Genomic DNA, 23,102 nt, shown 5'->3' with positions numbered 1-23,102 from the left:
CGCACCAATCGCGAGCAGTCATTTGTGTTGAATGCACTCGATTGGCGCGGCAGTGTTACCAATTTTTCTAATGGTTCGTTTATTTGGTCAGGCTTACACCGTAAAAAGGCGTGAGGCCGAAGGGGCTTAGTTTGAAGTCCTGGACTTCCTTGCGCACGGGCTGGAAGACCCTGGAGTTGGCAATCGGAGTGATCGGCACCTGCGCCTTGAGGATCTGCTGTGCCTGCTGATAAAGCTTGATGCGCTCGTCGCGATCCGTGGTCAGCTTGGCTTTCTGGACAAGCTTGTCGTAGGCAGGATCACACCATTTCGCGTAGTTGCTGCCTTTTACCGCCGCGCAGCTGTACAGCACGCCAAGCCAGTTGTCGGGGTCGCCATTGTCGCCGGTCCAGCCGTAGATCATCGCGTCGTGCTCACCGGCCTTGGCGCGCTTGATGTACTCGCCCCATTCGTAACTGACGATGTTGGCCTTGATGCCAACCTTGGCCCAGTCGGCCTGAATCATCTGCGCTGACATGCGGGCGTTCGGATTGGAAGCGCGTTGCACGGTCATGGCCCACAGGTTGATCTGGGTACCCGGTGCCACACCTGCTTCCTTGAGCAACTGTTTGGCCTTAACCGGGTCGTGCGGTGCGTCCTTGATGCTCGGGTCGTAGCTCCACTGGCCTGGAGGTATTGCGTTCTGGGCCAGTTGCCCGGCACTTTGGTAAACCGCTTTGATGATCGCCGGTTTATCGATGGCCATGTCCAGAGCCTGGCGTACCTTGAGCTGATCCAGTGGTGGATGCGTTACGTTGTAGGCCAGGAAGCCGAGGTTGAATCCGGGCTGGCTGATCACTTTGATATTCGGGTCTTTCTGCATCAGTTCGATGTCTTGCGGCCGCGGATAGCCGCTGACCTGACACTCACCGGCCTTGAGCTTCTGCATTCTCACAGCCGCATCGCTGTTGATGGAAAAGATCAGGTGATCGAGCTTCACATCCTCGGGTTTCCAGTACGCCGTGTTCGCGTCGTAACGAATCTGCGCGTCTTTCTGGTAGCGCTTGAACACGAAAGGTCCGGTGCCGATCGGCTTCTGATTGAGCTCTTCGGCTTTACCCTGCTTGAGCAACTGATTGGCGTATTCGTCAGACTGGATAGAGGCAAAGCTCATGGCCAGGTTCTGCACGAACGCCGCATCAACATTGTTCAGATTGAATTTCACGGTCAGGTCGTCGACTTTTTCGACACTCTTGATCGTGGTGTTCATGCCCATATCGGTGAAGTATGGCGACTCCGAAGGGTATGCCTTGCGAAACGGGTGATTGGCGTCCAGCAGTCGCTGGAAGGTGAACAGCACATCGTCTGCGTTGAAATCCCGGGTCGGCGTGAAGTAATCGGTGGTATGAAACCTCACGCCGGGGCGCAGGTGGAAGGTGTACGTCAGGCCGTCGCTTGAAACATCCCATTTTGTAGCCAGCCCAGGCTCGACTTCGGTACCGCCGCGCTTGAACTGCGTCAGGCGGTTAAATACCGTTTCAGCCGAGGCATCAAAATCAGTGCCGCTGGTGTACTGGCTTGGATCAAACCCTGCCGGGCTGGCTTCGGAGCAGTACACCAGCGTGCTGGCTGCCTGAGCCATTGGCATGCAGGCCAGAAGGGCGGTGGTCAGGAGCAGTGGTTTGAATACGTTTTTTCCCATGGAACCCTCGCGACTGCGGCAGTGGCTGCCTGGCTTTCATCAGGCAGTTGGACAGCGCAGGATGTCGCACTGTCGGGTCGCTCACAAGTGTTGCATCTCGCGATTCAAAACTGCACCCGAACACCGCTTTGCTCAAATTGTTCTGCTGCTGCCCGTTGCCTTGATATTTTGACGCTGTTTTATCTCAGCGACATCTTTGAGCCCAATGCTGCTATCGAGTTTCTTGAGATAGTCCCACGTGCTCATGCTTTCTTTCGCGAATGCCTGAAATCGTTTGTGCGCTACTTCCCGTAGTTCCTGCTGAAGGTGTTCGAGATCAGTTAATGAGCTTGCGCGTTTGATTTTCTCGGGATTTTTGCTCGCCCACTCGAGAAAGATATCGTCCAGTAAATAGGTGTCTTCCGGGTGCACAAAATAGCTGAGAGCGATCTCTGTTGGTTTCATCTCCGAGCCAAATCGCCAGTAGTTGAGCATGGCCCCCGCCACCTCCTTGATCGCACTCGATGCGCAGCTTGCTGCCAGCTTGTGCAGTGGATGGTCAGCGTGATCTTTGGATAGCTGGGAGTGCGACGGGTCTGTGGAGCCGGTTTTATGAGGATCGGATCCGTTATGGGTCTGCAAGTCATCAACACTGTTGCCGATGATTTGCAGGATACCCTGGAAGATCGTGCTGTATGCGCTGCCCGCCAAGCGCAAGGGGCTGGAGATAACCCAGTAATAGAGCTCCAGCAAGTTGAACCCGGGAATTGCACTGGCTTTGTCACGGGAAGCGAGAAAGTCCTGAAACGCCTCCAATAACCATGCGTCTTCATGTTCGCTGAGCAGGACCAGCAGCATCCGTTCCGACTCGGAGCGATCGCCGGGCTGAGTCGGGGTGAAATTCCAGATTTCACCAGGGGACAGGACCTTGGCGATTGGCCCTGCCAGGCTGGCGATAACGTCACTGCCTCCAAATGTGCCGGTCACTACCGGCAGTTTGTGTTTGCAGTCAGCCGGGCCTGTCCAGGGCAGAACGCTTTTATGATTCAGGCTGATCAGGTTCAGCTCGACAAAGTTGGAGTGGGCAAAAAAGTCTTCGAGAATATGCAGGGCCCCGCCCAGCTTGCGCAATCCTTCCGGCGTGTAACCCTCTTTCATGGCGGCGAACAGTTCTCTGTACATCTTTGCAGCCGAGCGATGTATGTAGGACTTCATCGATGTGTCGTAGTCGACTTCCAGTAGTGGATCATCTTCCAGCACCCAGGCTTCAAACTCCGGATCGCGTTCAGTGGGATCCGCCGGGTAGGGATTTTCGACTTTCGGGTTGTCGATGTGATGGCTCGGGCGGTAGACCCCCAGCTTTTGCTCGGTCACTTTGTAGCTGGAACTGTCTTTTGCCCTTAACTCGTGAAATTTTCTGGCGGCCATCACGTCGACGACTGCTGTCAGCGCTTTACGGGACATGACCGTGGGGAAATCTTTTTTTTGATCTTTACCCCGTACGACCTTCGGGTCCAGTAATTGCGCATGATCCCTGAGCCAGTTGCCGAAATACATGGCCTGTAGATCTTCTTTGGCAAAGCCTACGGCCTGCAAACCCGCTTCAATTCGTTCATGGCTGAAAAGACCGTCGTCGCTGCCATCTGCTTCGAAAGCTTCGCGGTCGGGGTCCAGCATGTCTTTATCCATTCGAACAATATCGCTTTGCCTTTCCCTCACCGCCAGCATGCCCTGGGCGTAATCAATTTTGATGACGTGCTCCACGTTATTACCGTCGACGTAGGTGCCCAGGACCAGCTCCCCATCTTCTTTAATCTCGGTGCTCGCCATGTGTATGGCATAACGGGCGCCTTCCTCTGCGACGGAATCCGAATTCAGGTCCAGAGTGTCTTTTGCGTAATGGGGGGCAATGTCCCGGCGGATGACATTGTCCAGATGGTGGCCGAACTCATGGAGCAGCACCGCCAGGAGTTCCCATGCCGCTTCGGGGTGTTTGACGATGTGCTCCATCGCCTGAGCATGAAGCCGGACAGTCCGGTCGCGGTTGTTGTAGTCGGCGGGATAGGTCCCTGACGAAACAATCCTGTAACGGGGCAGGGAAATGGCCTCTGCTAACAAGGCCTTTTGTAGTTCCAGATACACCTTGGGAGGAATGTCCAGACCGAAGATCGTTGCCATTTCCATGATGAATTGCGGCGCGGCTCGGTTACGGGCTAAACGGGTCAGGAGGTCCAGAGCAAATGTACTGTCCAGTCGCCCTGGTTCCGTACGGTGCGAAAATGCGAGCGTGTTGCCGGTTTTACTGCCATGCATCAGATGGTTGATATAGCGGTTATTTTTTTTCGGTGAGGCAGTTTGAGGATTCATCCGTGAGTCCTTGAAGTGTGCAAACGCAGAGGCCCACGTTGCATTGAAATGATCTGAGTGAGTCGGGGCCAAGTTTACAGACGAGTCCTGACCGAAAAAGCAGGAGACGCCTTCAATTGCTGTAGGCGGGGGATTCAAGCGGGGTACGAGTTAGAGCGATGATCCTGCGAGGTAGCGGCAACCTGAGGTTGCCGCCTGCATATCAATAAACAGCCATCAAGGGATAGCGACTTCGATCACGCCATCGGCGGTAACGGTCACGTCGCTGGTCCCGGCTTCAACATCCGGTGTCGGTGCGCTGTCCGCCATGGAGGATTTCATCATCATGGCCGGCGCGCGCAGGTACGGCTGCGGGTAACCAGACGTGTTGAAGTTCAGATTGACCACTTTGTAGCCGGTACCACCCAGAGCTTCGGTGACCAGTTGGGCGCGGGCGCGGAACGCAGTCACGGCTTCTTTCAGCAACGTGTCTTCACTGGCCTTGCGGGTCGGTTTGGAAATCGAGAAGTCCATGCCGCCCATTTTCATGTCGCCCAGCAGTTCACCAGTCAATTTGGACAAGGCCGCGAAGTCGGCGCTTTCCAGGCGAAGTTCTGCACGTTCGCGCCAGCCGGTGATCTTCTGGCCTTTGTCATCGTAGATCGGGTAGCTGTTGCGGTTGCCCTGGCGAATCGTGACACCTTTGATTTGACGCGCCTGACCAAGGGCTTTATTCAAGGTCTCGGTGACTTCAGCAGCCAGTTTGGCAGGGTCAGTGTTCTGCGCTTCGCTGTACAAGGTGACGTTCATCAGGTCGCGGGAGACTTCCTGATTGACCTCGGCACGTACGGAGACCTGATTGTAGTTAACGGTGTCTGCCAGCGCTGGAACGCTGGTCAGCGCAGCAGCGCCGAGGGCGAGCAGGGCGGCGGTAGGGCGAAGGCTGAACATTGGAAACTCCTTGTTATGAAGCATGCGTATAGCAGACAGGCCTGCGACAGACGTCGGCAGGGCGCAAAGCCATAAGACTGTGAGTGGAGGGGTGTGGTTCCGGCAGCTTCAGGGTTGCCGGGCTATCGATCGCCGAAACGAAAGGTAAATTATTCATGAAACCTGTGGTGGTTTGCCGCAGTTTGCGCAGTTTTTGTTGTTGCTTGGTTATACTCGCATCGATTCACCTGGAGCACTCATCAGGAGAGCTCATGCTCGCCCCCGTCCAATTGCTGTCCGCTACGCGTCAGAATCTCTGGCGTCTGACCTTTATCCGTACGCTGGTACTGGCCGCTCAGGCCGGTTCGGTGGGTATTGCGTACCTGTTTCATTTGTTGCCGCTGCCCTGGATGCAACTGGCAATTACCCTCGGATTCTCGACGATCTGGTGCGCGGTGACGGCAGTTCGGTTGCGCACGTCGTTGCCAGTGACTGAACAAGAGTACTCCGTGCAACTGGCGTTCGACCTGTTTATCCACAGTGCGCTGCTTTATTACTCGGGCGGTTCGACCAACCCGTTCGTTTCTTATTATCTGGTGCCGCTGACCATTGCGGCGGTCACGTTGCCATGGCGCTATTCGCTGATCCTGTCGGGCATCGCGCTGGCGCTGTATAGCTGGCTGATGGGGCATTCTTATCCTCTGGACACTTATCCGATCTCGCGGGAAAACCTGCAGGTCTACGGCATGTGGCTGAGCTTCGCTCTGGCCGCCGCGGTCATTACCTTCTTTGCGGCGAAGATGGCAGAGGAGCTGCGGCGTCAGGAACAATTGCGTGCCGAGCGTCGTGAAGAGGGGCTACGCGATCAGCAACTGCTGGCGGTTGCGACGCAGGCTGCCGGTGCGGCCCATGAACTGGGCACGCCGCTGGCGACCATGAGTGTGCTGCTCAAGGAAATGCGTCAGGACCACAAGGATCCGGCGTTGCAGGATGATCTGGAAGTTCTTCAGGAGCAGGTCAAACAGTGCAAGCAGACCCTGCAACAGTTAGTGCGCGCTGCAGAGGCCAATCGCCGTCTGGCCGTGGAAATGCAGACTGTCAGCCACTGGCTCAACGAATCACTGGATCGCTGGCATTTGATGCGTCCTGAAGCCAGCTACCGCTTTCAGTTGCTCGGCAAGGACACAGCGCCCATGATTGCGCCGCCGCCTGACCTGACTCAAGCGCTGCTCAACCTGCTTAATAACGCAGCCGATGCATGTCCAGAGGGACTGGAAGTGAGTCTGAACTGGGACAGTACGGAAATCTGTATCAGCATTCGCGACCACGGCCCCGGCGTGCCACTGGCAATTGCCGAACAAATCGGTAAACCTTTCTTTACGACCAAGGGCAAAGGCTTCGGCCTGGGCCTTTTCTTGAGCAAGGCCAGCGTGACCCGCGCGGGCGGCTCGGTGAAACTCTACAGTCATGAGGATGGCGGCACGCTCACCGAGCTGCGCCTGCCCCGTGACGCCCGAGGAGATGATGCATGAGTGACGAAACCCAGGTTGATGGCGAAGAGCTGCCGCATCTGTTGCTGGTTGACGATGACGCCACGTTCACCCGTGTGATGGCGCGGGCGATGTCCCGACGCGGTTTCCGTGTCAGCACGGCCGGTTCCGCCGAAGAAGGATTGATCCTGGCTCAATCGGACATCCCGGAGTTCGCGGCGCTGGACCTGAAAATGGACGGCGATTCCGGCCTGGTGCTACTGCCCAAGCTGCTGGAGCTGGACCCGGACATGCGCGTGGTGATCCTCACCGGTTACTCCAGCATTGCCACGGCCGTTGAAGCTATCAAGCGCGGCGCCTGCAACTACCTGTGCAAACCCGCCGATGCCGACGATGTGCTGGCTGCGCTGTTGTCGCAGCACTCGGATCTGGACACCCTGGTGCCGGATAACCCGATGTCGGTGGACCGCCTGCAATGGGAGCATATTCAGCGCGTGCTGACCGAGCACGAGGGCAATATTTCCGCTACCGCCAGGGCGTTGGGCATGCACCGCCGTACCTTGCAGCGCAAATTGCAGAAACGCCCCGTACGCCGCTAACGGCTGCTGTTTGTCATGGATGATCGCGTAGTGCGTCCGCCGCTCACGCCCGGACGCTGAACTTCACTGTGAAGTCGAGTCATCACCATGAATCGCAATGCCGAGTACACAACTGTAAATGACAGTGTGCGGGAGAAATTCTTCTCCCGCGTCTGGAAGCTGATTACTCCTTACTGGCGCAGCGAAGAGAAGGGCCTGGCCTGGCTCCTCTTGATCGCCGTGATTGCGCTTTCGCTGTTCAGCGTGGCCATTTCGGTGGTGCTCAACAGCTGGTACCGAGACTTCTACAACTCGCTGGAAAAGAAGGATCTTGAGGCCTTTACCCAGTCGATTCTGTATTTCTGTGGCATCGCTACCGTGGCTATTCTGGGCGCGGTTTACCGGTCCTACCTCACGCAGATGCTGACCATTCGCTGGCGGCGCTGGCTCACCGAGCAGCATTTTGCCAAATGGCTCAGTCACAAAAGCTACTACCAGCTGGAGCAGGGCGGTTACACCGATAACCCTGACCAGCGCTTGTCCGAAGACCTCAACAAATTCACCAGCGATACCCTGACGCTGGGCCTTGGGCTGATCAAGACCATCGTCAGTCTGGTGTCCTTTTCGATCATCCTGTGGGGCGTATCCGGCAGCATCGAGTTGTTCGGGATTGAGATCCCGGGTTACATGTTCTGGGCCGCTTTTCTATATGCGGTGGTGGGCAGTTGGCTGACGCATTTGATCGGTCGGCGCCTGATTCCCCTGAGTAACCAGCAAGAGCGTTACGAAGCTGACTTGCGTTTCTCGCTGGTTCGCGTGCGTGAGAACGCCGAAAGTATTGCGCTTTCGGACGGCGAGCCCAACGAGAACGAGCGTTTGAGTTCACGCTTCGGCATGGTCTGGAGCAACTTCTGGTCGATGATGCGGGTGCAGAAACGCCTGACGTTCTTCACGGCCGGTTATTCACAGATCGCGATCATCTTCGCCTTCGTGGTGGCCGCGCCGCGTTACTTTGCGGGCAAGATCGAACTGGGCGAGCTCATGCAGATCAACTCTGCTTTTGGCAATGTTCAGGAAAACTTCAGCTGGTTTATCGACGCCTATGCCACGCTGGCGTCGTGGCGGGCCACTTGTGACCGTCTGCTGAGTTTCCGGCAGGCTCTGGATCAGAACGAAGCCCATGTTTCAGCCATCGAAATCAGCCATACAGGCGAGTCACTGAGCCTGGCGGGGCTGGCGCTGCAATTGGGCGCGAGCCGACAGTTACTCAAAGACACGAACCTGGACATCGCAGCGGGTGAGCGGGTCATGGTGGGTGGTCGATCCGGCAGCGGCAAAAGTACCTTGCTACGTGCGCTGGGCGGGTTGTGGCAAAACGGTAAAGGCCACATTCAACTGCCTGCCGAGCCCTATCTGTTCCTGCCGCAGAGGCCTTATCTGCCGATTGGCACATTGCGTGAGGCCATGAGTTATCCACAGACTGTGGAAACGTATCCGGCGGAACGCTTCGCACAAGTGCTGGAAACCTGTCGACTGGGGCACCTGATACCGCGTCTGGACGAGAGCGATCACTGGCAACGCATGTTGTCACCCGGTGAGCAGCAACGCGTCGCGTTTGCCCGGGCGCTGCTGTTCCAGCCACGCTGGCTCTATCTGGATGAAGCCACCTCTGCCATGGACGAGGAAGACGAGGCGTTGCTGTATCAGGCGCTGATTGATGAGTTACCGGATGTAACCCTTGTCAGCATTGGCCATCGCAGCAGCCTGAAGCGTTTTCACAGACGGCTGCTGCGTATCGAGGGCGGAGATTTGCGCGAACAGCCGCATTCGCTGCTTGTTGTATGATCGGGGCGTACTATTCATTCGTTTTTTATGAATGTGATCGCATAACCCGGTGAGCTATCATCACTTCTTTCATTGCTCGAGATCGACGTTGGATATGGAAAATCAAAGCGCACTGCCTCGCGCACGCCGCAAGCACCGCAGCCTTGCGCAAGAGCTGGTCACTGAACTGTCCGAGCGTATTCGTAGCGGGCTGCTCAAGCGTGGCGACAAACTGCCCACCGAATCGGCCATCATGGAAGAGCAAGGCGTCAGCCGCACAGTGGTGCGCGAGGCTATCTCGCGTCTGCAGGCGTCCGGTCTGGTAGAAACCCGTCACGGTATCGGCACCTTCGTGCTGGATACGCCAAGCCCGAGTGGCTTCCGTATCGATCCGGCCACCATTGTCACGTTGCGTGATGTGCTGGCGATTCTCGAGTTGCGTATCAGCCTTGAGGTCGAGTCGGCCGGATTAGCGGCGCAGCGTCGTACCGATGAGCAATTGCTGGCAATGCGTCAGGCGCTGGATGCACTGAATGAAAGTGCTGCTCATGCTGCAGATGCGGTAGGGTCGGACTTCCAGTTCCACCTGCAGATTGCGCTGTCGACGGGCAACCGCTATTTCACCGATATCATGACCCACCTGGGCACCAGCATCATTCCGCGTACCCGCCTGAACTCGGCGCGCCTGGCTCATGATGACCAGCAGCACTACATGACACGCCTGAGCCGTGAGCACGAAGAAATCTACGACGCCATCGCCCGCCAGGACTCCGACGCCGCTCGCGCTGCCATGCGCCTGCACCTGACCAACAGCCGCGAACGGTTGCGTCATGCCCATGAAGAGGCTGAATCGCAGCGGGCTTGATTGCCTGACTCCGCTGCTCCCGTAGGACCGGCTTTAGCCGGGAGAGCGGTATTTCTGGCGAAGAAGGTTCGGTGAATGTTCTGACGTCCTCCCGGCTAAAGCCGGTCCTACGGATGGTGTATATCCTGTGGAGCGGGGCGAACATGCTTCCGGACTCATTCGCTGAGTGATCATACGACCTTAGTCTATCCAGATTCCCGCCAAGGCCCATTCCTCCGGGGCCTGCGCTACTATCTGCTACAGCTTACGGAAAAAACCGAAAATCCCTGTTGAGTGATTTTATTATCAGTTGTACGATGACTTACGACATCGGCAGACGACCGGTGATCCATTCACAATAAATGCTCCCAGGGTGTTCGAATAATGAATCCACAAGAACTGAAGTCCATCCTTTCCCACGGTCTGCTGTCTTTCCCTGTTACCGACTTCAATGCGCAGGGCGACTTCCATCGCGCTGGCTACGTTAAACGTCTCGAGTGGCTGGCCCCGTACGGCGCAAGCGCTCTGTTCGCTGCCGGCGGTACAGGTGAGTTCTTCTCCCTGGCAGCCAGCGAATACTCCGAAGTGATCAAAACCGCGGTTGATACCTGCGCGACCAGCGTGCCGATTCTGGCAGGCGTTGGCGGTTCGACTCGTCAAGCTATCGAATACGCTCAAGAAGCAGAACGTCTGGGCGCCAAAGGCCTGTTGCTGCTGCCGCATTACCTGACTGAAGCCAGCCAGGACGGCGTAGCCGCTCACGTTGAAGCGGTCTGCAAGTCAGTGAAAATCGGCGTTGTCGTTTACAACCGTAACGTCTGCCGACTGACTGCTCCGCTGCTGGAACAACTGGCCGAACGCTGCCCTAACCTGATCGGTTACAAAGACGGTCTGGGTGACATTGAACTGATGGTCTCGATCCGCCGTCGTCTGGGCGATCGCTTCTCGTACCTGGGCGGTTTGCCGACCGCTGAAGTTTACGCAGCTGCCTACAAGGCGCTGGGCGTTCCGGTCTACTCGTCGGCCGTTTTCAACTTCGTACCCAAGCTGGCGATGGACTTCTACCACGCTATCGCCAAGGACGATCACGTTGCCGTTGGCAAATACATCGACGACTTCTTCCTGCCATACCTGGACATTCGTAACCGCAAATCCGGTTACGCCGTCAGCATCGTCAAGGCTGGCGCAAAAATCGCCGGTTACGACGCCGGTCCAGTGCGCACACCACTGACCGACCTGACTGCCGAAGAGTACGAAATGCTCGCCGCGCTGATGGACAAGCAAGGCAAGCAGTAACACACCCCCGAACCAAAGCCGCTGAGCGATTCAGCGGCTTTGTGCCATGGACGGTTTGTCAGCGGCACAAGGGCTGATGAGGTCTGCATCGGTTCGTAGGGACGCGCATCAACTGTAGGTGGGAAGTGTCGTTAATCACGACTTTTTCCAAGGGGCCGACAGGCGCGAGCGACACAAAAAAACAGATATACCCGCGTAAAAAAAATAATTAGTGGGAGTTCACACACACATGCAACAGTCCAAGCCGACTCACGTCCGCTATTTGATCCTGCTCATGCTTTTTCTGGTGACCACGATCAACTACGCCGACCGCGCCACCATCGCTATCGCGGGCTCCAGCCTGCAAAAAGACCTTGGTATCGACGCCATCACTCTCGGGTACATCTTCTCTGCTTTCGGCTGGGCCTATGTGGCTGGTCAGATTCCGGGTGGCTGGCTGCTCGACCGTTTCGGTTCCAAGAAAATCTACGCACTAAGCATTTTTACCTGGTCGCTGTTCACCTTGCTGCAAGGCTATGTTGGCGAGTTCAGCATTGGCTCCGCGGTCATCGTGCTGTTCATGCTGCGTTTCATGGTGGGTCTGGCCGAAGCGCCTTCCTTCCCTGGTAACGCGCGCATCGTTGCGGCCTGGTTCCCGACTGCCGAGCGCGGTACTGCCTCTGCGATCTTCAACTCCGCACAATACTTCGCCACCGTGCTGTTCGCTCCGCTCATGGGCTGGATCGTTTACAAATTCGGCTGGCAGCATGTGTTCGTCGTGATGGGTGCCATCGGTATCGTGTTCTCGGCGGTCTGGATGAAAGTTATCTACAGCCCGCGCGAACATCCACGCATCAACAAGGAAGAGTTCGATCACATCGCCGACAACGGCGGCATGGTCGATATGGATCAGGACAAAGGTAAAGGCAAAAGCGGCGGCCCGAAATGGGACTACATCCGTCAACTGCTGACCAACCGCATGATGCTCGGCATCTACCTGAGCCAGTACTGCATCAACGGCATCACCTATTTCTTCCTGACCTGGTTCCCGGTTTACCTGGTTCAGGAACGTGGCATGACCATCCTCAAGGCGGGCATGATCGCCTCGTTGCCAGCCATCTGCGGTTTCATCGGTGGTGTATTGGGCGGCGTGATTTCCGACTACCTGCTGCGCAAAGGCCACTCGCTGACCTTCGCTCGCAAAGCACCGATCATCGGCGGCCTGCTTCTGTCGACCACCATCGTTGCCTGTAACTACGTTGATATCGAATGGATGGTCGTTGGCTTTATGGCCCTGGCATTCTTCGGTAAAGGTGTGGGCGCGCTGGGCTGGGCGGTGATGTCCGATGCTTCGCCGAAGCAGATCGCCGGTTTGAGCGGTGGCCTGTTCAATACCTTCGGTAACATTGCTTCGATCACCACGCCTATCGTGATTGGCTACATCATCAGCTCCACTGGCTCGTTCAAATGGGCCCTGGTGTTTGTGGGTGCCAACGCAGTGGTTGCGGTGTTCAGCTATATCTTCATTGTTGGCGAGATCAAACGCGTAGAACTGAAAGAGCCTCCAACCAAGGGGCCACTGACTGGCGATGACGCCAGCGACCTTTCTCAAGCTAAATCCTGAGGAAACCGTGATGAACCTGATTCAACATGCCGACTCCCCGCGCTACATCCGGCTCCATGAGCTGGATAACGTGGTGGTAGTAGTCAACGACCAGGGTGTGCCTGCCGGTACCGAATTTGATAATGGTCTGGTGACCGTCGATAACGTTCCGCAGAGCCACAAGGTCAACACCGTCGATATCGCTGAAGGCGAGCCGATCATCCGTTACGGACACACCATCGGTTATGCCCTGCAGCCGATTCCTCGGGGCAGTTGGGTCAGGGAAGATCAGCTGCGTATGCCATCGGCACCGGCGCTGGACAGCCTGCCGATGTCAGACGCGGTGCCGGAAAGAGGCGCACCGCTGGAAGGTTTTACCTTTGAAGGCTATCGCAACGCCGACGGTACTGTCGGCACGCGTAACATTCTGGGCATTACCACCACTGTACAGTGCGTGACCGGGGTGCTTGATCATGCGGTCAAGCGCATCCGCGAAGAGCTGTTGCCCAAGTACCCCCACGTTGATGACGTGGTGGCGCTTACTCATACTTACGGTTGTGGTGTAGCAATCACCGCGACCGACGCTTACATCCCGATCCGCACAGTGCGTAACCTGGCGCGCAACCCGAACCTGGGTGGCGAAGCCTTGGTGATCGGGCTGGGCTGCGAGAAATTGCAGGCCGGGCAGGTCATGCACGAAGACGATCTGTCTGTCGACCTCAGCGATCAATGGATGTATCGCCTGCAGGACTCCAGCCATGGCTTCAACGAAATGATCGAGCAGATCATGGAGTTGGCTGAAGTGCGCTTGAAGAAGCTTGATCTGCGACGTCGTGAAACCGTGCCCGCCTCAGAGTTGATTCTGGGCATGCAATGCGGCGGCAGCGATGCGTTTTCTGGCATCACCGCCAACCCGGCATTGGGTTACGCCTCGGACTTGCTGCTGCGCGCAGGCGCTACCGTGATGTTTTCGGAAGTGACCGAAGTACGCGATGCCATCTACTTGCTGACGTCCCGCGCCGAGACTCAGGAAGTGGCCGAAGAGCTGGTTCGGGAAATGGACTGGTACGACCGCTATCTGGCGAAAGGCGAGGCGGACCGTAGCGCCAACACCACGCCGGGTAACAAGAAGGGCGGGTTGTCGAATATTGTCGAGAAGTCCTTGGGATCGATCGTCAAGTCGGGCAGCAGCGCCATTAACGGCGTGCTGGGCCCTGGCGAACGCTTCAAGCGCAAAGGCCTGATTTTCTGTGCCACACCGGCCAGTGACTTTGTCTGCGGCACCCTGCAACTGGCGGCCGGGATGAACCTGCACGTGTTCACCACCGGGCGCGGTACGCCGTATGGTCTGGCGATGTCTCCGGTGGTCAAGGTATCGACCCGTACAGAGCTGGCGACGCGTTGGCCTGATCTGATCGACATTGATGCCGGCCGTATTGCAACCGGTCGTGCAACGATTGAAGACCTTGGCTGGGAACTGTTCCATTTCTATCTGGACGTGGCCAGCGGCAAGAAAAAGACCTGGACCGAGCATTACCGTTTGCACAACGACATCACCCTGTTCAACCCTGCGCCGATTACATAACTCCGCACATACCGGTAGGAGGCAACTTGTTGGCGAGGGGGCCTGATGCGGTGGTGTGTCAGGTACGCTGTCTCGCGAACAAGTTCGCTCCTACCGAGTGGCGCGGTGTTCCAGGCATGGCGCTTTCCAGGTAGGAGGCAACTTGTTGGCGAGGGGGCCTGATGCGGTGGTGTGTCAGGTACGCTGTCTCGCGAACAAGTTCGCTCCTACCGAGTGGCGCGGTGTTCCAGGCATCGCGCTTTCCAGGTAGGAGGCAACTTGTTAGCGAGGGGGCCTGATGCGGTGGTGTGTCAGGTACGCTGTCTCGCGAACAAGTTCGCTCCTACCGTGTGGCGCGGCGTTCCAGGCATGGCGCTTTCCAGGTAGGAGGCAACTTGTTGGCGAGGGGGCCTGATGCGGTGGTGTGTCAGGTACGCCGCCCTCGCGAACAAGTTCGCTCCTGCGGGTTCACGTTATCGGCCCGACGGTACCAAGATTAACCACTGGTCTTCTTTGCTTTAATCCGTGCTGAACTTACATATTCTTTCGGTTCTCCCTTGTTAGTTCCGGGTGCTTTTGCCCGACTGGCCTTATCGCCTGCAAGGAGAGAAAAATGCGCGCACTGACTTATCACGGGTCCAATGATGTTCGGGTCGATACCGTTCCTGATCCGGTTATTCAAGAAGTCGATGACATTCTGTTGAAGGTCACCGCCACAGCAATTTGCGGCTCTGACCTGCATCTGTATCGCGGCAAGATTCCAGCCACTGAATCGGGCGATATTTTTGGCCATGAGTTCATGGGTATCGTTGAAGAGGTGGGTTCACAGGTCACCACGGTCAAGCCTGGCGACAGGGTTGTTATCCCCTTTGTCATCGCCTGCGGCAGTTGCTTTTTCTGCCAGCTGGACCAGTTCGCAGCATGCGAAACCACCAACACCGGACGCGGTGCGATTCTGAACAAGAAGTCCATTCCGCCAGGGGCTGCGTTATTTGGTTTCAGCCATTTGTATGGCGGTATTCCAGGTGGGCAAGCTGAGTACGTGCGCGTGCCTAAAGGCAACACCGGCCCTTTCAAAGTGCCGGGCACGCTGTCCGACGACAAGGTGTTGTTCCTTTCCGATATCCTGCCAACTGCTTGGCAAGCGGTGCTCAACAGCGGCGTAGGCCAGGGTTCGAGTCTGGCGATCTACGGCGCCGGGCCAGTGGGGTTGCTCAGCGCTGCTTGCGCAAGAATGCTGGGCGTAGAGAAAATCTTCATGGTTGATCACCACGCGTATCGCCTGGCCTATGCGCAAAGCACTTACGGCGTGATCCCGATCAACTTCGATGAAGACGATGATCCAGCTGACACCATCATCAAGCAGACCCGTGGCATGCGCGGCGTGGATGGCGTGATCGATGCTGTCGGGTTCGAAGCCAAGGGCAGCACGACTGAAACCATTCTTGCGACCCTGAAGCTTGAAGGCAGCAGTGGCAAGGCTTTGCGCCAATGCATCGCTGCTGTGCGACGCGGTGGTGTGGTGAGCGTGCCGGGTGTCTACGCCGGTTTCATCCATGGCTTCCTGTTTGGCGATGCTTTCGACAAAGGCCTGACGTTCAAAATGGGCCAGACCCATGTGCAGCGTTATCTGCCTGAATTGCTCGAACATATCGAAAGCGGGGCGCTTGCGCCAGAGGCGATCATCACCCATCGCATGTCGCTGGAAGATGCCGCCGAGGGCTACAAGATCTTCGACAAGAAGCAGGAGGATTGCCGCAAGGTGATTCTGGTGCCGGGGATGAGTAGCGCTACAGCGGTCTAAAAGCCAAATGTAGGAGCTGCCGAAGGCTGCGATAGCGGGTGTAGCTGAATAATCGCTATCGCAGCCTGCGGCAGCTCCTACATAGGTTTATGGCTGTCAGGAATACTTCGCCGAATGGTGCGGGTAATCCACAAGACGAGCGCCGATGACCATCTCACTTATCCAGTTGGTCAAAATCGAGCTGTACATACTCTGGCTCAGATCGCTGCTCAACGCGTGGTCGGCGCCGTCCACCAGGCGATAGGTCAGCGAGTGGGCCTGTTCGAACGCACTGCGATAGCTCATCAACGTCGCGTGGGGCACATAGTCGTCCTGTTCGGACTCAATCAGCAGCACGTCCCCGTGAAATTCTTTGCAGGCTGCAAGCGCACGGTTGTCAGCGGCAGTCACCGCAGAGCGGCGGTAATGGGCCAGCTTGTCGCGATCCAGTTCCTGCTTGGGCATTTCCCAGTCGGCATCCCAATACAGCGCGGGTACACGCAACGCCAGCCATTTGACCGGGCGCATGGAGCTGAGGATGGTTGCCAGGTAACCGCCATAGCTGCTGCCAATGACGGCGATGGCATCGCTGTCGACCGCAGGGTGGCTGACCAGTCGGTCGTAGGCAGCGAGCAAATCCGCCAGGCTTTGTTCCCGGGATACCTTGCTACGCATTTCGTGAGTGCCCTCGTGCCCGCGCAGGTCGAACGTCAGGCACACACATCCCAGACCTGTGATGTTTTTGGCTCGCGCCAAGTCCCTTTGCTGACTACCGCCCCAGCCGTGGACGAACAAAATGCCGGGGATCTTCGCGCCAGGGGTCAGGATCGTTCCGGAAATGGATTGGCCATCTACTGCAATCTCAATGCTTTCACTGCTTACACTCATAAGGTCTGACCTTTGTGAATTTGCTGATGAAACCAACTTCAGGATCATCGCCTTCGTAAAGAACGCTGGCGTCGGCCGGGATTGTGGTTTCGCCGTATATTTCGTGAGTCGAGGCACAGATACGTTGCAGGGCTGGATCGGCCGCAAAAGCCAGTAAAGCTTCGACCTCAGCAGGGCTTGCACCACCGATGCGCCAGGATTGTTCCAGTACGCCGGAGCAGCGTTCGCCTTTGGCGTTGGTGCCTTGAGCAATGTCGTAGTTGCGCCTTGAGGCGATGAAGTCGGGGAAATGTTTGAGCGCGGCGTTCTCGTAGTGCATGGCCTGAGTCACGGCGCGCCGAACGGGCTCATCCAGCTCAAGCGCAAGCAGCGCTTCATAACCGCCGCGCACAATCCACAGCGTGGAGCCGCCATAAACCGTTTCACCCTTGTTGTCCTCAGTGAGGCATTGGGTGCCGTGATAACTGGCGGTGATCCCGGCAACCTGCACCAGGCCAACACTCAGGGTGATAACGTCAGTGAGGTCTTCTTCGATCACCAGACCCCAGGTCGAGACTTCTTCCATGGCTTGCTCGGCAATCGCGCCCTGGAGTTGGCCCTGATCAGTGACCACGATCTGCCCCCGTCCAGCCGTCGCCAGCACGGGTTTGATCCGCGCCGGTCCGTTGGCCAATACTCGCTCACCGGCACGCAATGCGTCGGCTTCGTTGAAAACGGTAAAACCTGCGAGCACGGAATCAGCCGCATCCTCGTGGATTTCCCGTGACCAGCCGGGAGGCTGCGCCGTTGCATCATCCAGCAGGGGATGGGAGATGGCCTTGGTGGCCATAAAGGGCTCGGCGATCAAACCACCGAACAGGTCGTCGAAAGACTGAATGTTCAGGTCGCTGTTCTGTTGTTTGCCAATCAAGGTGTCAGACGGGATGAAGTAAAGATTCATGCCCTTGTGGATGGCGTTGTCGTAAAGCCCGAGAAATTCACAACCCAACAAAGTCGCGATTTTCTCGGCCAGTTTCTGATGCACTACGACTTCGTGTGTGGCCAGTTTTTTGTGGGTAGGCAGAAGAACTACGGCAGCTTTTTCAGTGCTAGATCCGGGTCCGCTCATGGACGACTCCCTGTGTAGGCCAATGGCTCGCTACTAGGTTTTTATACGTCGACTACCTGTTTTATGAACGGAGGGGCGGTTGTAGAGTTCCCCGGCGCTGACCGCCGGGCCGTTGCATCAAGGCTCGCTTTTGGCCGGGGAGCCGAGAGCCTCGATATCACCAATCGCTTTGTATTCCTTGCGCAGTGCACGAAGTTCTTTGTGATCCAGCTTGTCCAGGCTCAGCAAGGCGTTTTGCGCGTCCTTGGTGACGCGCAGCAGCTCGTCGATCTTGATATGCAGTACATCGTTGTCGCGGTTCTGAGTGTTCTGAATCAGGAACACCATCAGAAAGGTGATGATGGTCGTGGACGTATTGATGATCAGCTGCCAGGTATCGTTGTAGTGAAACCAGGGACCGGTGATTGCCCACAGGCAAATCAGGGCAATCGCAGCCATGAACGTTCGTGCGCTGCCTGCCCACTTGGACAGCCCTTGGGCAAATTGGGAAAACTTCATAACGGTGCGGCCTTTCGTAGAATCTGTGAACTACTGACCACAGCCGATTCTTGAAATTTCTTCTTACAAATACTTTCATCTTCGTCAGCAGTGAAACCCTTTTGCAATGCTTAGCTGTTTACATCAGCGCATTGAATTCTGGAAAGGGAGAAGTGCTATGCCGATGATCGCGAGATGGGCCCTGCAGGGTGTGGCGCTGTTCTTGTTCGCCTGGATGGCAGCGATGACGGGGCATTGGAGCAGCGAAGTCATGGATGGCAGTCGATCGGACCGGCTTGCAGTGCTGGGCGAGGCGGCGTTGGTCAACAGCAAAACCGTCGCCAGCAATGAGGCTGTGAGCACTGCGCAGTAGGCTGTCAGAGCCGGATGAAATGGATTTTCTGTAGGAGCTGCCGAAGGCTGCGAAGCGCTTATCCTGACACGCCGCTATCGCAGCCTTCGGCAGCTCTTACAGGTCCATTGCTCAAACGCCAGACAAAAAAAGACCCGCTACGAGGCGGGCCAGGAGATTCAACAGGAGTGACGCTAGGTTAAAAGCGCCGCCGTGAAAATCATGTGAAAAGGATGTCGTAGAAATGGAAAGCCCGGCGAGTAAGCCGGGCTTTTTTATTCCTGTTCTTCAAACCTGATCTCAACCGACATGCGCCGCCGTCTGGTTGACCGATGTAGAGCTGAACCTGCCGGGCAACGAGTGCGGGGCATTGATTCGTGACTTCATTTTTTCAGCAAATTCGCGGGCTTCATCCCTGCTGCGACATTTGACGGGGTAGTTGTCCAGCTTCACGACCCAATTGGCGCCGTGAGTCCCTTCTTCTATTTGGATTAGCATTGGTAAGCATCTCCATCAGTGGGGTGAACGAAACGCCGAGTCAACGGCGGCTGAAAACGTCGGAAAAATCCTGCACCGAAAATGGCAAATGAGCTACATAAAAATTACCTATCCGATGAACGTAATGTTCCCGTATTCATTGGCCGAAACGACCTGTTTTCAATACGAGAAAAACGCCGCTGTGCTCCCACTGACTCACCTCAGCCGTAGGACCGGCTTTAGCCGGGAGGACGTCGGTACATGCGCCACATATTATTCGTTATGAATACTGCTCTCCCGGCTAAAGCCGGTCCTACGGTGAGAGGATCGGGATCATGCCGAAACCGACTGATATCCGGATAAAAGGTCGTTTGGTATTGCCCTTGCATCGGATCAAGAATGAAGCAGATTATTTTCGTGTGCAGTTCTGGCGGGGATCAGTTCGAGATGGATCAGTTGCGTGAAAAGTGTTTGTGGGAGCAAGTCACGACTCGTCAGATTCAATCGGTACCCCTGAGCGGTGCACTCAAGGTCGATGTCTGCGTGATTGGTGGCGGTATCACGGGTTTGTCAGCCGCACTGCATTTACTGGAAAGCGGCAAGTCCGTCGCGTTGCTGGAAGCTTCACGCATCGGCACGGGTGGCTCGGGGCGTAATGTCGGGCTGGTCAATGCCGGTAGCTGGATTGCGCCCGATGATGCTGCTGCGGTGCTCGGCCCCGGCGTGGGGGAGAAATTCAACACGGTCATGGGCCTCGCGCCTGCACTGGTCTTCGACCTGATCGAAAAATACGCCATCGACTGTCAGGCCCGTCACGACGGCACCTTGCACATGGCTCACAACGCCAATGGCGCCAAAGACATCCAGGCCCGTCACGATCAGTGGAAGCGTCGCGGTGCTGACGTCGAACTGCTGACCGGTGCCAAGTGCCGTGAATACTGCGGCACTGACAAAATCCCCACCGCCTTGTTGGACCGCCGCGCAGGCACCATCAATCCGATGGGCTACACCGTTGGGTTAGCAGAAACGGTGCTCAAGCTCGGCGGCCAGATTTTCCAGAACTCGCCCGTGCAGGCTGTCACTCGCGAAGGTTCTGGCTGGCTGGTCAATACGGCGGGCGGTACGGTTTCGGCTGACAAAGTCGTGGTCTCAACCGGCGCTTACACCGAAGGCGAGTGGGCGGGCATCAAGCAGAATTTCTTCAAGGGTTACTACTACAACGTCGCCTCCGAACCACTGACCTCAAGTGCTGCGGATGAAGTGCTCAAGCACGGGCAGGGCTCGTGGGATACGCGCCTGGTGTTGAGCAGTATTCGTCGCGACAACGAAGGTCGCTTGATCCTCGGCAGCATGGGCAAGATGAACAACAAGCCCGACTGGTTCATCAGCAGTTGGGCTGATCGCATTCAGAGCCATTACTTCCCGCAACTGGGCAAAGTCCGATGGGAAATGCACTGGACGGGCTGCATCGACTTCACCCCGGATCACATGGTCAAACTGTTCGAACCTGCACCGGGACTGGTGGCCGCCAATGGTTACAACGGACGAGGCAACACCACGGGCACCGTCATGGGCAAGGCATTCGCGGACTTTTTGATCAAGGACGATCCGGACCTGTTGCCGATCCCGTTTGCCCCAGCTCCAGAGCTGAAAAGCGCAGGCGTGCGGGCATTGGCTTATGAGGCGGGCTTCAACCTGTATCACGCGGGGCAGTGTTTGCGGGTGATTCTGTAAGGCTCTAGAGTGGTCTAAGCTGCCACATTTTGTAGGAGCTGCCGAAGGCTGCGAAGGCAGTGTGTCTGATACCCCGCAATTCGCAGCCTTCGGCAGCTCCTACAAGTCGACGTTCCAATTCAAGGATTTTTCCCATGCCCACCGACTGGCACAGCAACGCCATCACCCGCGCTACCCCTGTGGACAAGACCTACAAAAACACCCAGAACGTTCGGCGTTTTATGCTTGAGCAGTGCGGTGAAAAATTCAAATTCGATCGGGATTTCATGGCCTGGATACGCAACGACATTCCCAAGACCATGGGCGATGTCGCTGATGAGTGGCAGCGTCGGCGGGGTTGATCAGTCCAGGCTATATAAGATTTCCGTAGGAGCTGACGAGCACCGCGAGGCTGCGATGGCGGTTTGTCTGACACTCCGCCATCGCTGGCCTCGTAACCTCGGTGAGTTCTCATCAAACAACTGATCTGGAATACTTTTTACTGTAGGAGTGACCGGGGTGGCGATCCACATTGCTCGCGATTGCGTGACGTCAGGCAACAATTTATCGAAACAAAAATTGAATCGCGAGCAAGCTCACTCCTACAGGGTTCATGTTTGCTGCGTGACTCCCGGATCAGGCAAACGGTGCGATGCCCAGCGCTTGCGAGCACTCCTGTAGCGATCGGCGCTGTGTATCGGCATAGAGCTTGAGCTCGTTGATGGTGCTACGGCCCAGTGCCTGCTCGAAATCCTGCTGATTGGAGCTGGTGCCGTAATGAGACTGCGCGTCATCGCCCAGGTTGGACTGGAAAATCCCCGCCGCACTGACCGGCAAAAAGTCTTCGTAAACCAGTGGTTCGAAGTGCACGTAGCCCGCGCTGATCAACTGCTCAAGGCTTGATCCTTGCTGAATACTTGCACCCGCTGCGATGCCTTGTTCAGTGGCGAAGTAGCGGAAGTACGCCAGGTCCTGATCACGCATTTCTTCGTGGCTGTCCGGGAACGCCTTGAACGCGGTTCCCAGCAGTTCGGCGTAACGCACGGCATTGCCCTCGTTGGGGAATTCACCCAGCGCGTCTCGGGCTTCATTCAGCAACTGGTCGTAAAGCTCGCGACCTTTGGGCGTCAGGGCTGCGCCACGTTGTTCGATTTCACCGAAGCGCGCCGAGTGGCTGCCTGCTTCATTCGCGGACTGGCCGATAAACGTGATGGGCTCTTCCAGCGCTTTGAAACTGGTCTGGCGCAACAGGATCGGGCAGTTGCGGCGCGGCGGTCCTTCGACCACGGCTTTAGGCGTGATGCCTTTTTTGGGCATGCCGTCCTGCACCGTGTCGATGTCCAGCGTACGCGGGGTCAGGTGATTGATGTGCGGGCCATGAAACGCCACCACGTCCGCGATCAGACGGTGTTGGGCGTTCAGTTGTTTGTACTGATCCAGGCTCACCGTGGCGGTGCTGTGCCAGCGAAAAGTTTCCAGTGCTTGCTCGACGAAGTCTTGTGCATCGGCTTCAGTCAGGCCGCCGTCCAGTTCAGACTTTTCAATCAACTCCAGCGCACGCGGGGTGAAGATCTGGCGTTTGCTTAGCACCTGGCTGGCGAAGTCGCGCAGCTCGGGATTGGCGATCAGCTCCAGACGCAGCAACGATGTGAACACCCGAAACGGACTGACTTGCAGAGCGTGTTCATGTACGGCACGAAAGGCGGTTGAGTGCACCGGCACGCCCGCAGGTGTCAGGTCGTAATAGCCCACCGGCTCCATGCCCATGACCGCGAACAGACGGCTCAGGGTCGCCAGCTCAGTGGCGGTACCGACACGGATCGCGCCATGGCGCTCCATGTCCAGCCGCTGGATTTCACCGGTCAGCTTCAAGCTTTGCGCAACTTGCGAATTGCTCGCCAGAACGCCGTCATTGGTTTCCGCGACCAGTTCCATCAGCGTGCCGTAGAGTGGCACCTCGGTCTTGTACATGTCCGACATGGCTCGAGAAAAACTGGCACGGATCTCGTCACGGTTTGCGAAGCTTGAAGCTGTCATTGCGGGGAATCTCCTGTTATTCGCACTAGGGCGTCGCTCGCGTTTATCAACGTCATCCTATGTGGGAGCTGAGCTTGCTCGCGATTCAGACACCTCGGTTTACCTGATGCACCGGGTTGCCTGAATCGCGGGCAAGCCTCGCTCCCACAGGTA

The 23,102-nt window shown here is 56.8% G+C and carries 19 protein-coding genes; 11 read left to right on the top strand and 8 right to left on the bottom strand.

Translation table 11 applies throughout. The annotated features are described in order from the left end of the window. Window positions 1-79 precede the first annotated feature (79 nt). From AO242_RS06840 to AO242_RS06830, 3 genes are all read right to left on the bottom strand, one after another. A complete protein-coding gene (locus tag AO242_RS06840) occupies window positions 80-1,681 on the bottom strand; it encodes an ABC transporter substrate-binding protein (RefSeq protein ID WP_099268163.1) in 1,602 nt (533 codons plus the stop codon). Window positions 1,682-1,813: 132 nt separating this feature from the next. After that, window positions 1,814-4,027, bottom strand: coding sequence for an HET-C-related protein (locus tag AO242_RS06835; RefSeq protein WP_099268162.1), 2,214 nt, complete (start codon window positions 4,025-4,027; stop codon window positions 1,814-1,816). 216 nt (window positions 4,028-4,243) lie between these two features. Further along, window positions 4,244-4,957 (bottom strand): SIMPL domain-containing protein, encoded by a 714-nt coding sequence (locus AO242_RS06830; RefSeq protein WP_099268161.1) that lies wholly within the window; start codon window positions 4,955-4,957, stop codon window positions 4,244-4,246. A 251-nt stretch (window positions 4,958-5,208) separates the two neighbouring features. Between AO242_RS06830 and AO242_RS06825 the strand changes: the two genes are divergently transcribed. The 8 genes from AO242_RS06825 to AO242_RS06790 all read left to right on the top strand — a co-directional run bounded on the left by AO242_RS06825 (window position 5,209) and on the right by AO242_RS06790 (window position 15,918). Beyond that, window positions 5,209-6,468, top strand: coding sequence for an ATP-binding protein (locus AO242_RS06825; RefSeq protein WP_099268160.1), 1,260 nt, complete (start codon window positions 5,209-5,211; stop codon window positions 6,466-6,468). After that, on the top strand, window positions 6,465-7,025 hold the full coding sequence (locus tag AO242_RS06820; RefSeq protein ID WP_027901129.1) for a response regulator transcription factor: 561 nt from the start codon (window positions 6,465-6,467) through the stop codon (window positions 7,023-7,025). Before AO242_RS06825 ends, AO242_RS06820 begins: the two co-directional genes overlap by 4 nt. Before the next feature lie 87 nt (window positions 7,026-7,112). Beyond that, window positions 7,113-8,849: an ABC transporter ATP-binding protein/permease gene (locus tag AO242_RS06815; protein ID WP_099268159.1), complete on the top strand. Its 1,737-nt coding sequence runs from the start codon at window positions 7,113-7,115 to the stop codon at window positions 8,847-8,849. Between the two features lie 94 nt (window positions 8,850-8,943). After that, complete coding sequence (locus tag AO242_RS06810; RefSeq protein WP_027901127.1) at window positions 8,944-9,693, top strand: FadR/GntR family transcriptional regulator; 750 nt, start codon at window positions 8,944-8,946, stop codon at window positions 9,691-9,693. Between the two features lie 363 nt (window positions 9,694-10,056). Then, complete coding sequence (gene kdgD / locus AO242_RS06805) at window positions 10,057-10,968, top strand: 5-dehydro-4-deoxyglucarate dehydratase (protein WP_027901126.1); 912 nt, start codon at window positions 10,057-10,059, stop codon at window positions 10,966-10,968. A 229-nt stretch (window positions 10,969-11,197) separates the two neighbouring features. Further along, entirely contained in the window at window positions 11,198-12,571 is a 1,374-nt protein-coding gene (locus tag AO242_RS06800; protein WP_099268158.1) for an MFS transporter, read from the top strand. Between the two features lie 10 nt (window positions 12,572-12,581). Then, complete coding sequence (gene garD / locus AO242_RS06795) at window positions 12,582-14,135, top strand: galactarate dehydratase (protein WP_027901124.1); 1,554 nt, start codon at window positions 12,582-12,584, stop codon at window positions 14,133-14,135. A gap of 592 nt (window positions 14,136-14,727) precedes the next feature. Continuing rightward, window positions 14,728-15,918: a zinc-dependent alcohol dehydrogenase gene (locus tag AO242_RS06790; protein ID WP_099268157.1), complete on the top strand. Its 1,191-nt coding sequence runs from the start codon at window positions 14,728-14,730 to the stop codon at window positions 15,916-15,918. A 96-nt stretch (window positions 15,919-16,014) separates the two neighbouring features. Here AO242_RS06790 and AO242_RS06785 read toward each other — a convergent pair whose 3' ends face one another. From AO242_RS06785 to AO242_RS06775, 3 genes are all read right to left on the bottom strand, one after another. Then, window positions 16,015-16,785, bottom strand: a complete 771-nt coding sequence (locus tag AO242_RS06785; protein WP_099268156.1) for an alpha/beta hydrolase family protein — start codon at window positions 16,783-16,785, stop codon at window positions 16,015-16,017. After that, window positions 16,769-17,893: a DUF3182 family protein gene (locus AO242_RS06780; RefSeq protein WP_099268155.1), complete on the bottom strand. Its 1,125-nt coding sequence runs from the start codon at window positions 17,891-17,893 to the stop codon at window positions 16,769-16,771. The genes AO242_RS06785 and AO242_RS06780 overlap by 17 nt, the downstream gene beginning before the upstream one ends. A gap of 117 nt (window positions 17,894-18,010) precedes the next feature. Continuing rightward, window positions 18,011-18,391 carry a low affinity iron permease family protein gene (locus AO242_RS06775; protein WP_027901121.1) on the bottom strand — a complete coding sequence of 127 codons (381 nt, stop codon included), beginning with the start codon at window positions 18,389-18,391 and terminating at the stop codon, window positions 18,011-18,013. A 157-nt stretch (window positions 18,392-18,548) separates the two neighbouring features. Between AO242_RS06775 and AO242_RS06770 the strand changes: the two genes are divergently transcribed. Beyond that, on the top strand, window positions 18,549-18,743 hold the full coding sequence (locus AO242_RS06770; protein ID WP_099268154.1) for a hypothetical protein: 195 nt from the start codon (window positions 18,549-18,551) through the stop codon (window positions 18,741-18,743). Between the two features lie 279 nt (window positions 18,744-19,022). On the opposite strand, the gene AO242_RS06765 is transcribed toward AO242_RS06770, so the two are convergent. Beyond that, complete coding sequence (locus AO242_RS06765) at window positions 19,023-19,220, bottom strand: hypothetical protein (protein WP_027898088.1); 198 nt, start codon at window positions 19,218-19,220, stop codon at window positions 19,023-19,025. Between the two features lie 426 nt (window positions 19,221-19,646). Between AO242_RS06765 and amaA the strand changes: the two genes are divergently transcribed. Both amaA and AO242_RS06755 read left to right on the top strand, forming a co-directional pair. Next, window positions 19,647-20,933: an L-pipecolate oxidase gene (amaA, locus tag AO242_RS06760; RefSeq protein WP_099268173.1), complete on the top strand. Its 1,287-nt coding sequence runs from the start codon at window positions 19,647-19,649 to the stop codon at window positions 20,931-20,933. 134 nt (window positions 20,934-21,067) lie between these two features. Further along, on the top strand, window positions 21,068-21,274 hold the full coding sequence (locus AO242_RS06755) for a DUF6434 domain-containing protein (RefSeq protein ID WP_099268153.1): 207 nt from the start codon (window positions 21,068-21,070) through the stop codon (window positions 21,272-21,274). A gap of 274 nt (window positions 21,275-21,548) precedes the next feature. Here the strand turns inward: AO242_RS06755 and hglS are convergent, their stop codons facing one another. Continuing rightward, a complete protein-coding gene (hglS, locus tag AO242_RS06750; RefSeq protein WP_099268152.1) occupies window positions 21,549-22,949 on the bottom strand; it encodes a 2-oxoadipate dioxygenase/decarboxylase HglS in 1,401 nt (466 codons plus the stop codon). Window positions 22,950-23,102: the final 153 nt, after the last annotated feature.

Origin of the sequence: Pseudomonas sp. ICMP 561 (genome assembly GCF_002699985.1) — a bacterium.
GTDB classification, from domain to species: Bacteria; Pseudomonadota; Gammaproteobacteria; order Pseudomonadales; family Pseudomonadaceae; genus Aquipseudomonas; species Aquipseudomonas quasicaspiana.
Note: the sequence above shows the minus strand (reverse complement) of the source record. Positions and strands in the feature narration are given on the sequence as shown.

What these genes read in the sequence shown, in the direction of transcription:
- AO242_RS06840 (WP_099268163.1), bottom strand. Translation starts at nt 1,681, where the DNA reads ATGGGAAAAAACGTATTCAAACCACTGCTCCTGACCACCGCCCTTCTG.
- AO242_RS06835 (WP_099268162.1), bottom strand. Translation starts at nt 4,027, where the DNA reads ATGAATCCTCAAACTGCCTCACCGAAAAAAAATAACCGCTATATCAAC.
- AO242_RS06830 (WP_099268161.1), bottom strand. Translation starts at nt 4,957, where the DNA reads ATGTTCAGCCTTCGCCCTACCGCCGCCCTGCTCGCCCTCGGCGCTGCT.
- AO242_RS06825 (WP_099268160.1), top strand. Translation starts at nt 5,209, where the DNA reads ATGCTCGCCCCCGTCCAATTGCTGTCCGCTACGCGTCAGAATCTCTGG.
- AO242_RS06820 (WP_027901129.1), top strand. Translation starts at nt 6,465, where the DNA reads ATGAGTGACGAAACCCAGGTTGATGGCGAAGAGCTGCCGCATCTGTTG.
- AO242_RS06815 (WP_099268159.1), top strand. Translation starts at nt 7,113, where the DNA reads ATGAATCGCAATGCCGAGTACACAACTGTAAATGACAGTGTGCGGGAG.
- AO242_RS06810 (WP_027901127.1), top strand. Translation starts at nt 8,944, where the DNA reads ATGGAAAATCAAAGCGCACTGCCTCGCGCACGCCGCAAGCACCGCAGC.
- kdgD (WP_027901126.1), top strand. Translation starts at nt 10,057, where the DNA reads ATGAATCCACAAGAACTGAAGTCCATCCTTTCCCACGGTCTGCTGTCT.
- AO242_RS06800 (WP_099268158.1), top strand. Translation starts at nt 11,198, where the DNA reads ATGCAACAGTCCAAGCCGACTCACGTCCGCTATTTGATCCTGCTCATG.
- garD (WP_027901124.1), top strand. Translation starts at nt 12,582, where the DNA reads ATGAACCTGATTCAACATGCCGACTCCCCGCGCTACATCCGGCTCCAT.
- AO242_RS06790 (WP_099268157.1), top strand. Translation starts at nt 14,728, where the DNA reads ATGCGCGCACTGACTTATCACGGGTCCAATGATGTTCGGGTCGATACC.
- AO242_RS06785 (WP_099268156.1), bottom strand. Translation starts at nt 16,785, where the DNA reads ATGAGTGTAAGCAGTGAAAGCATTGAGATTGCAGTAGATGGCCAATCC.
- AO242_RS06780 (WP_099268155.1), bottom strand. Translation starts at nt 17,893, where the DNA reads ATGAGCGGACCCGGATCTAGCACTGAAAAAGCTGCCGTAGTTCTTCTG.
- AO242_RS06775 (WP_027901121.1), bottom strand. Translation starts at nt 18,391, where the DNA reads ATGAAGTTTTCCCAATTTGCCCAAGGGCTGTCCAAGTGGGCAGGCAGC.
- AO242_RS06770 (WP_099268154.1), top strand. Translation starts at nt 18,549, where the DNA reads ATGCCGATGATCGCGAGATGGGCCCTGCAGGGTGTGGCGCTGTTCTTG.
- AO242_RS06765 (WP_027898088.1), bottom strand. Translation starts at nt 19,220, where the DNA reads ATGCTAATCCAAATAGAAGAAGGGACTCACGGCGCCAATTGGGTCGTG.
- amaA (WP_099268173.1), top strand. Translation starts at nt 19,647, where the DNA reads ATGGATCAGTTGCGTGAAAAGTGTTTGTGGGAGCAAGTCACGACTCGT.
- AO242_RS06755 (WP_099268153.1), top strand. Translation starts at nt 21,068, where the DNA reads ATGCCCACCGACTGGCACAGCAACGCCATCACCCGCGCTACCCCTGTG.
- hglS (WP_099268152.1), bottom strand. Translation starts at nt 22,949, where the DNA reads ATGACAGCTTCAAGCTTCGCAAACCGTGACGAGATCCGTGCCAGTTTT.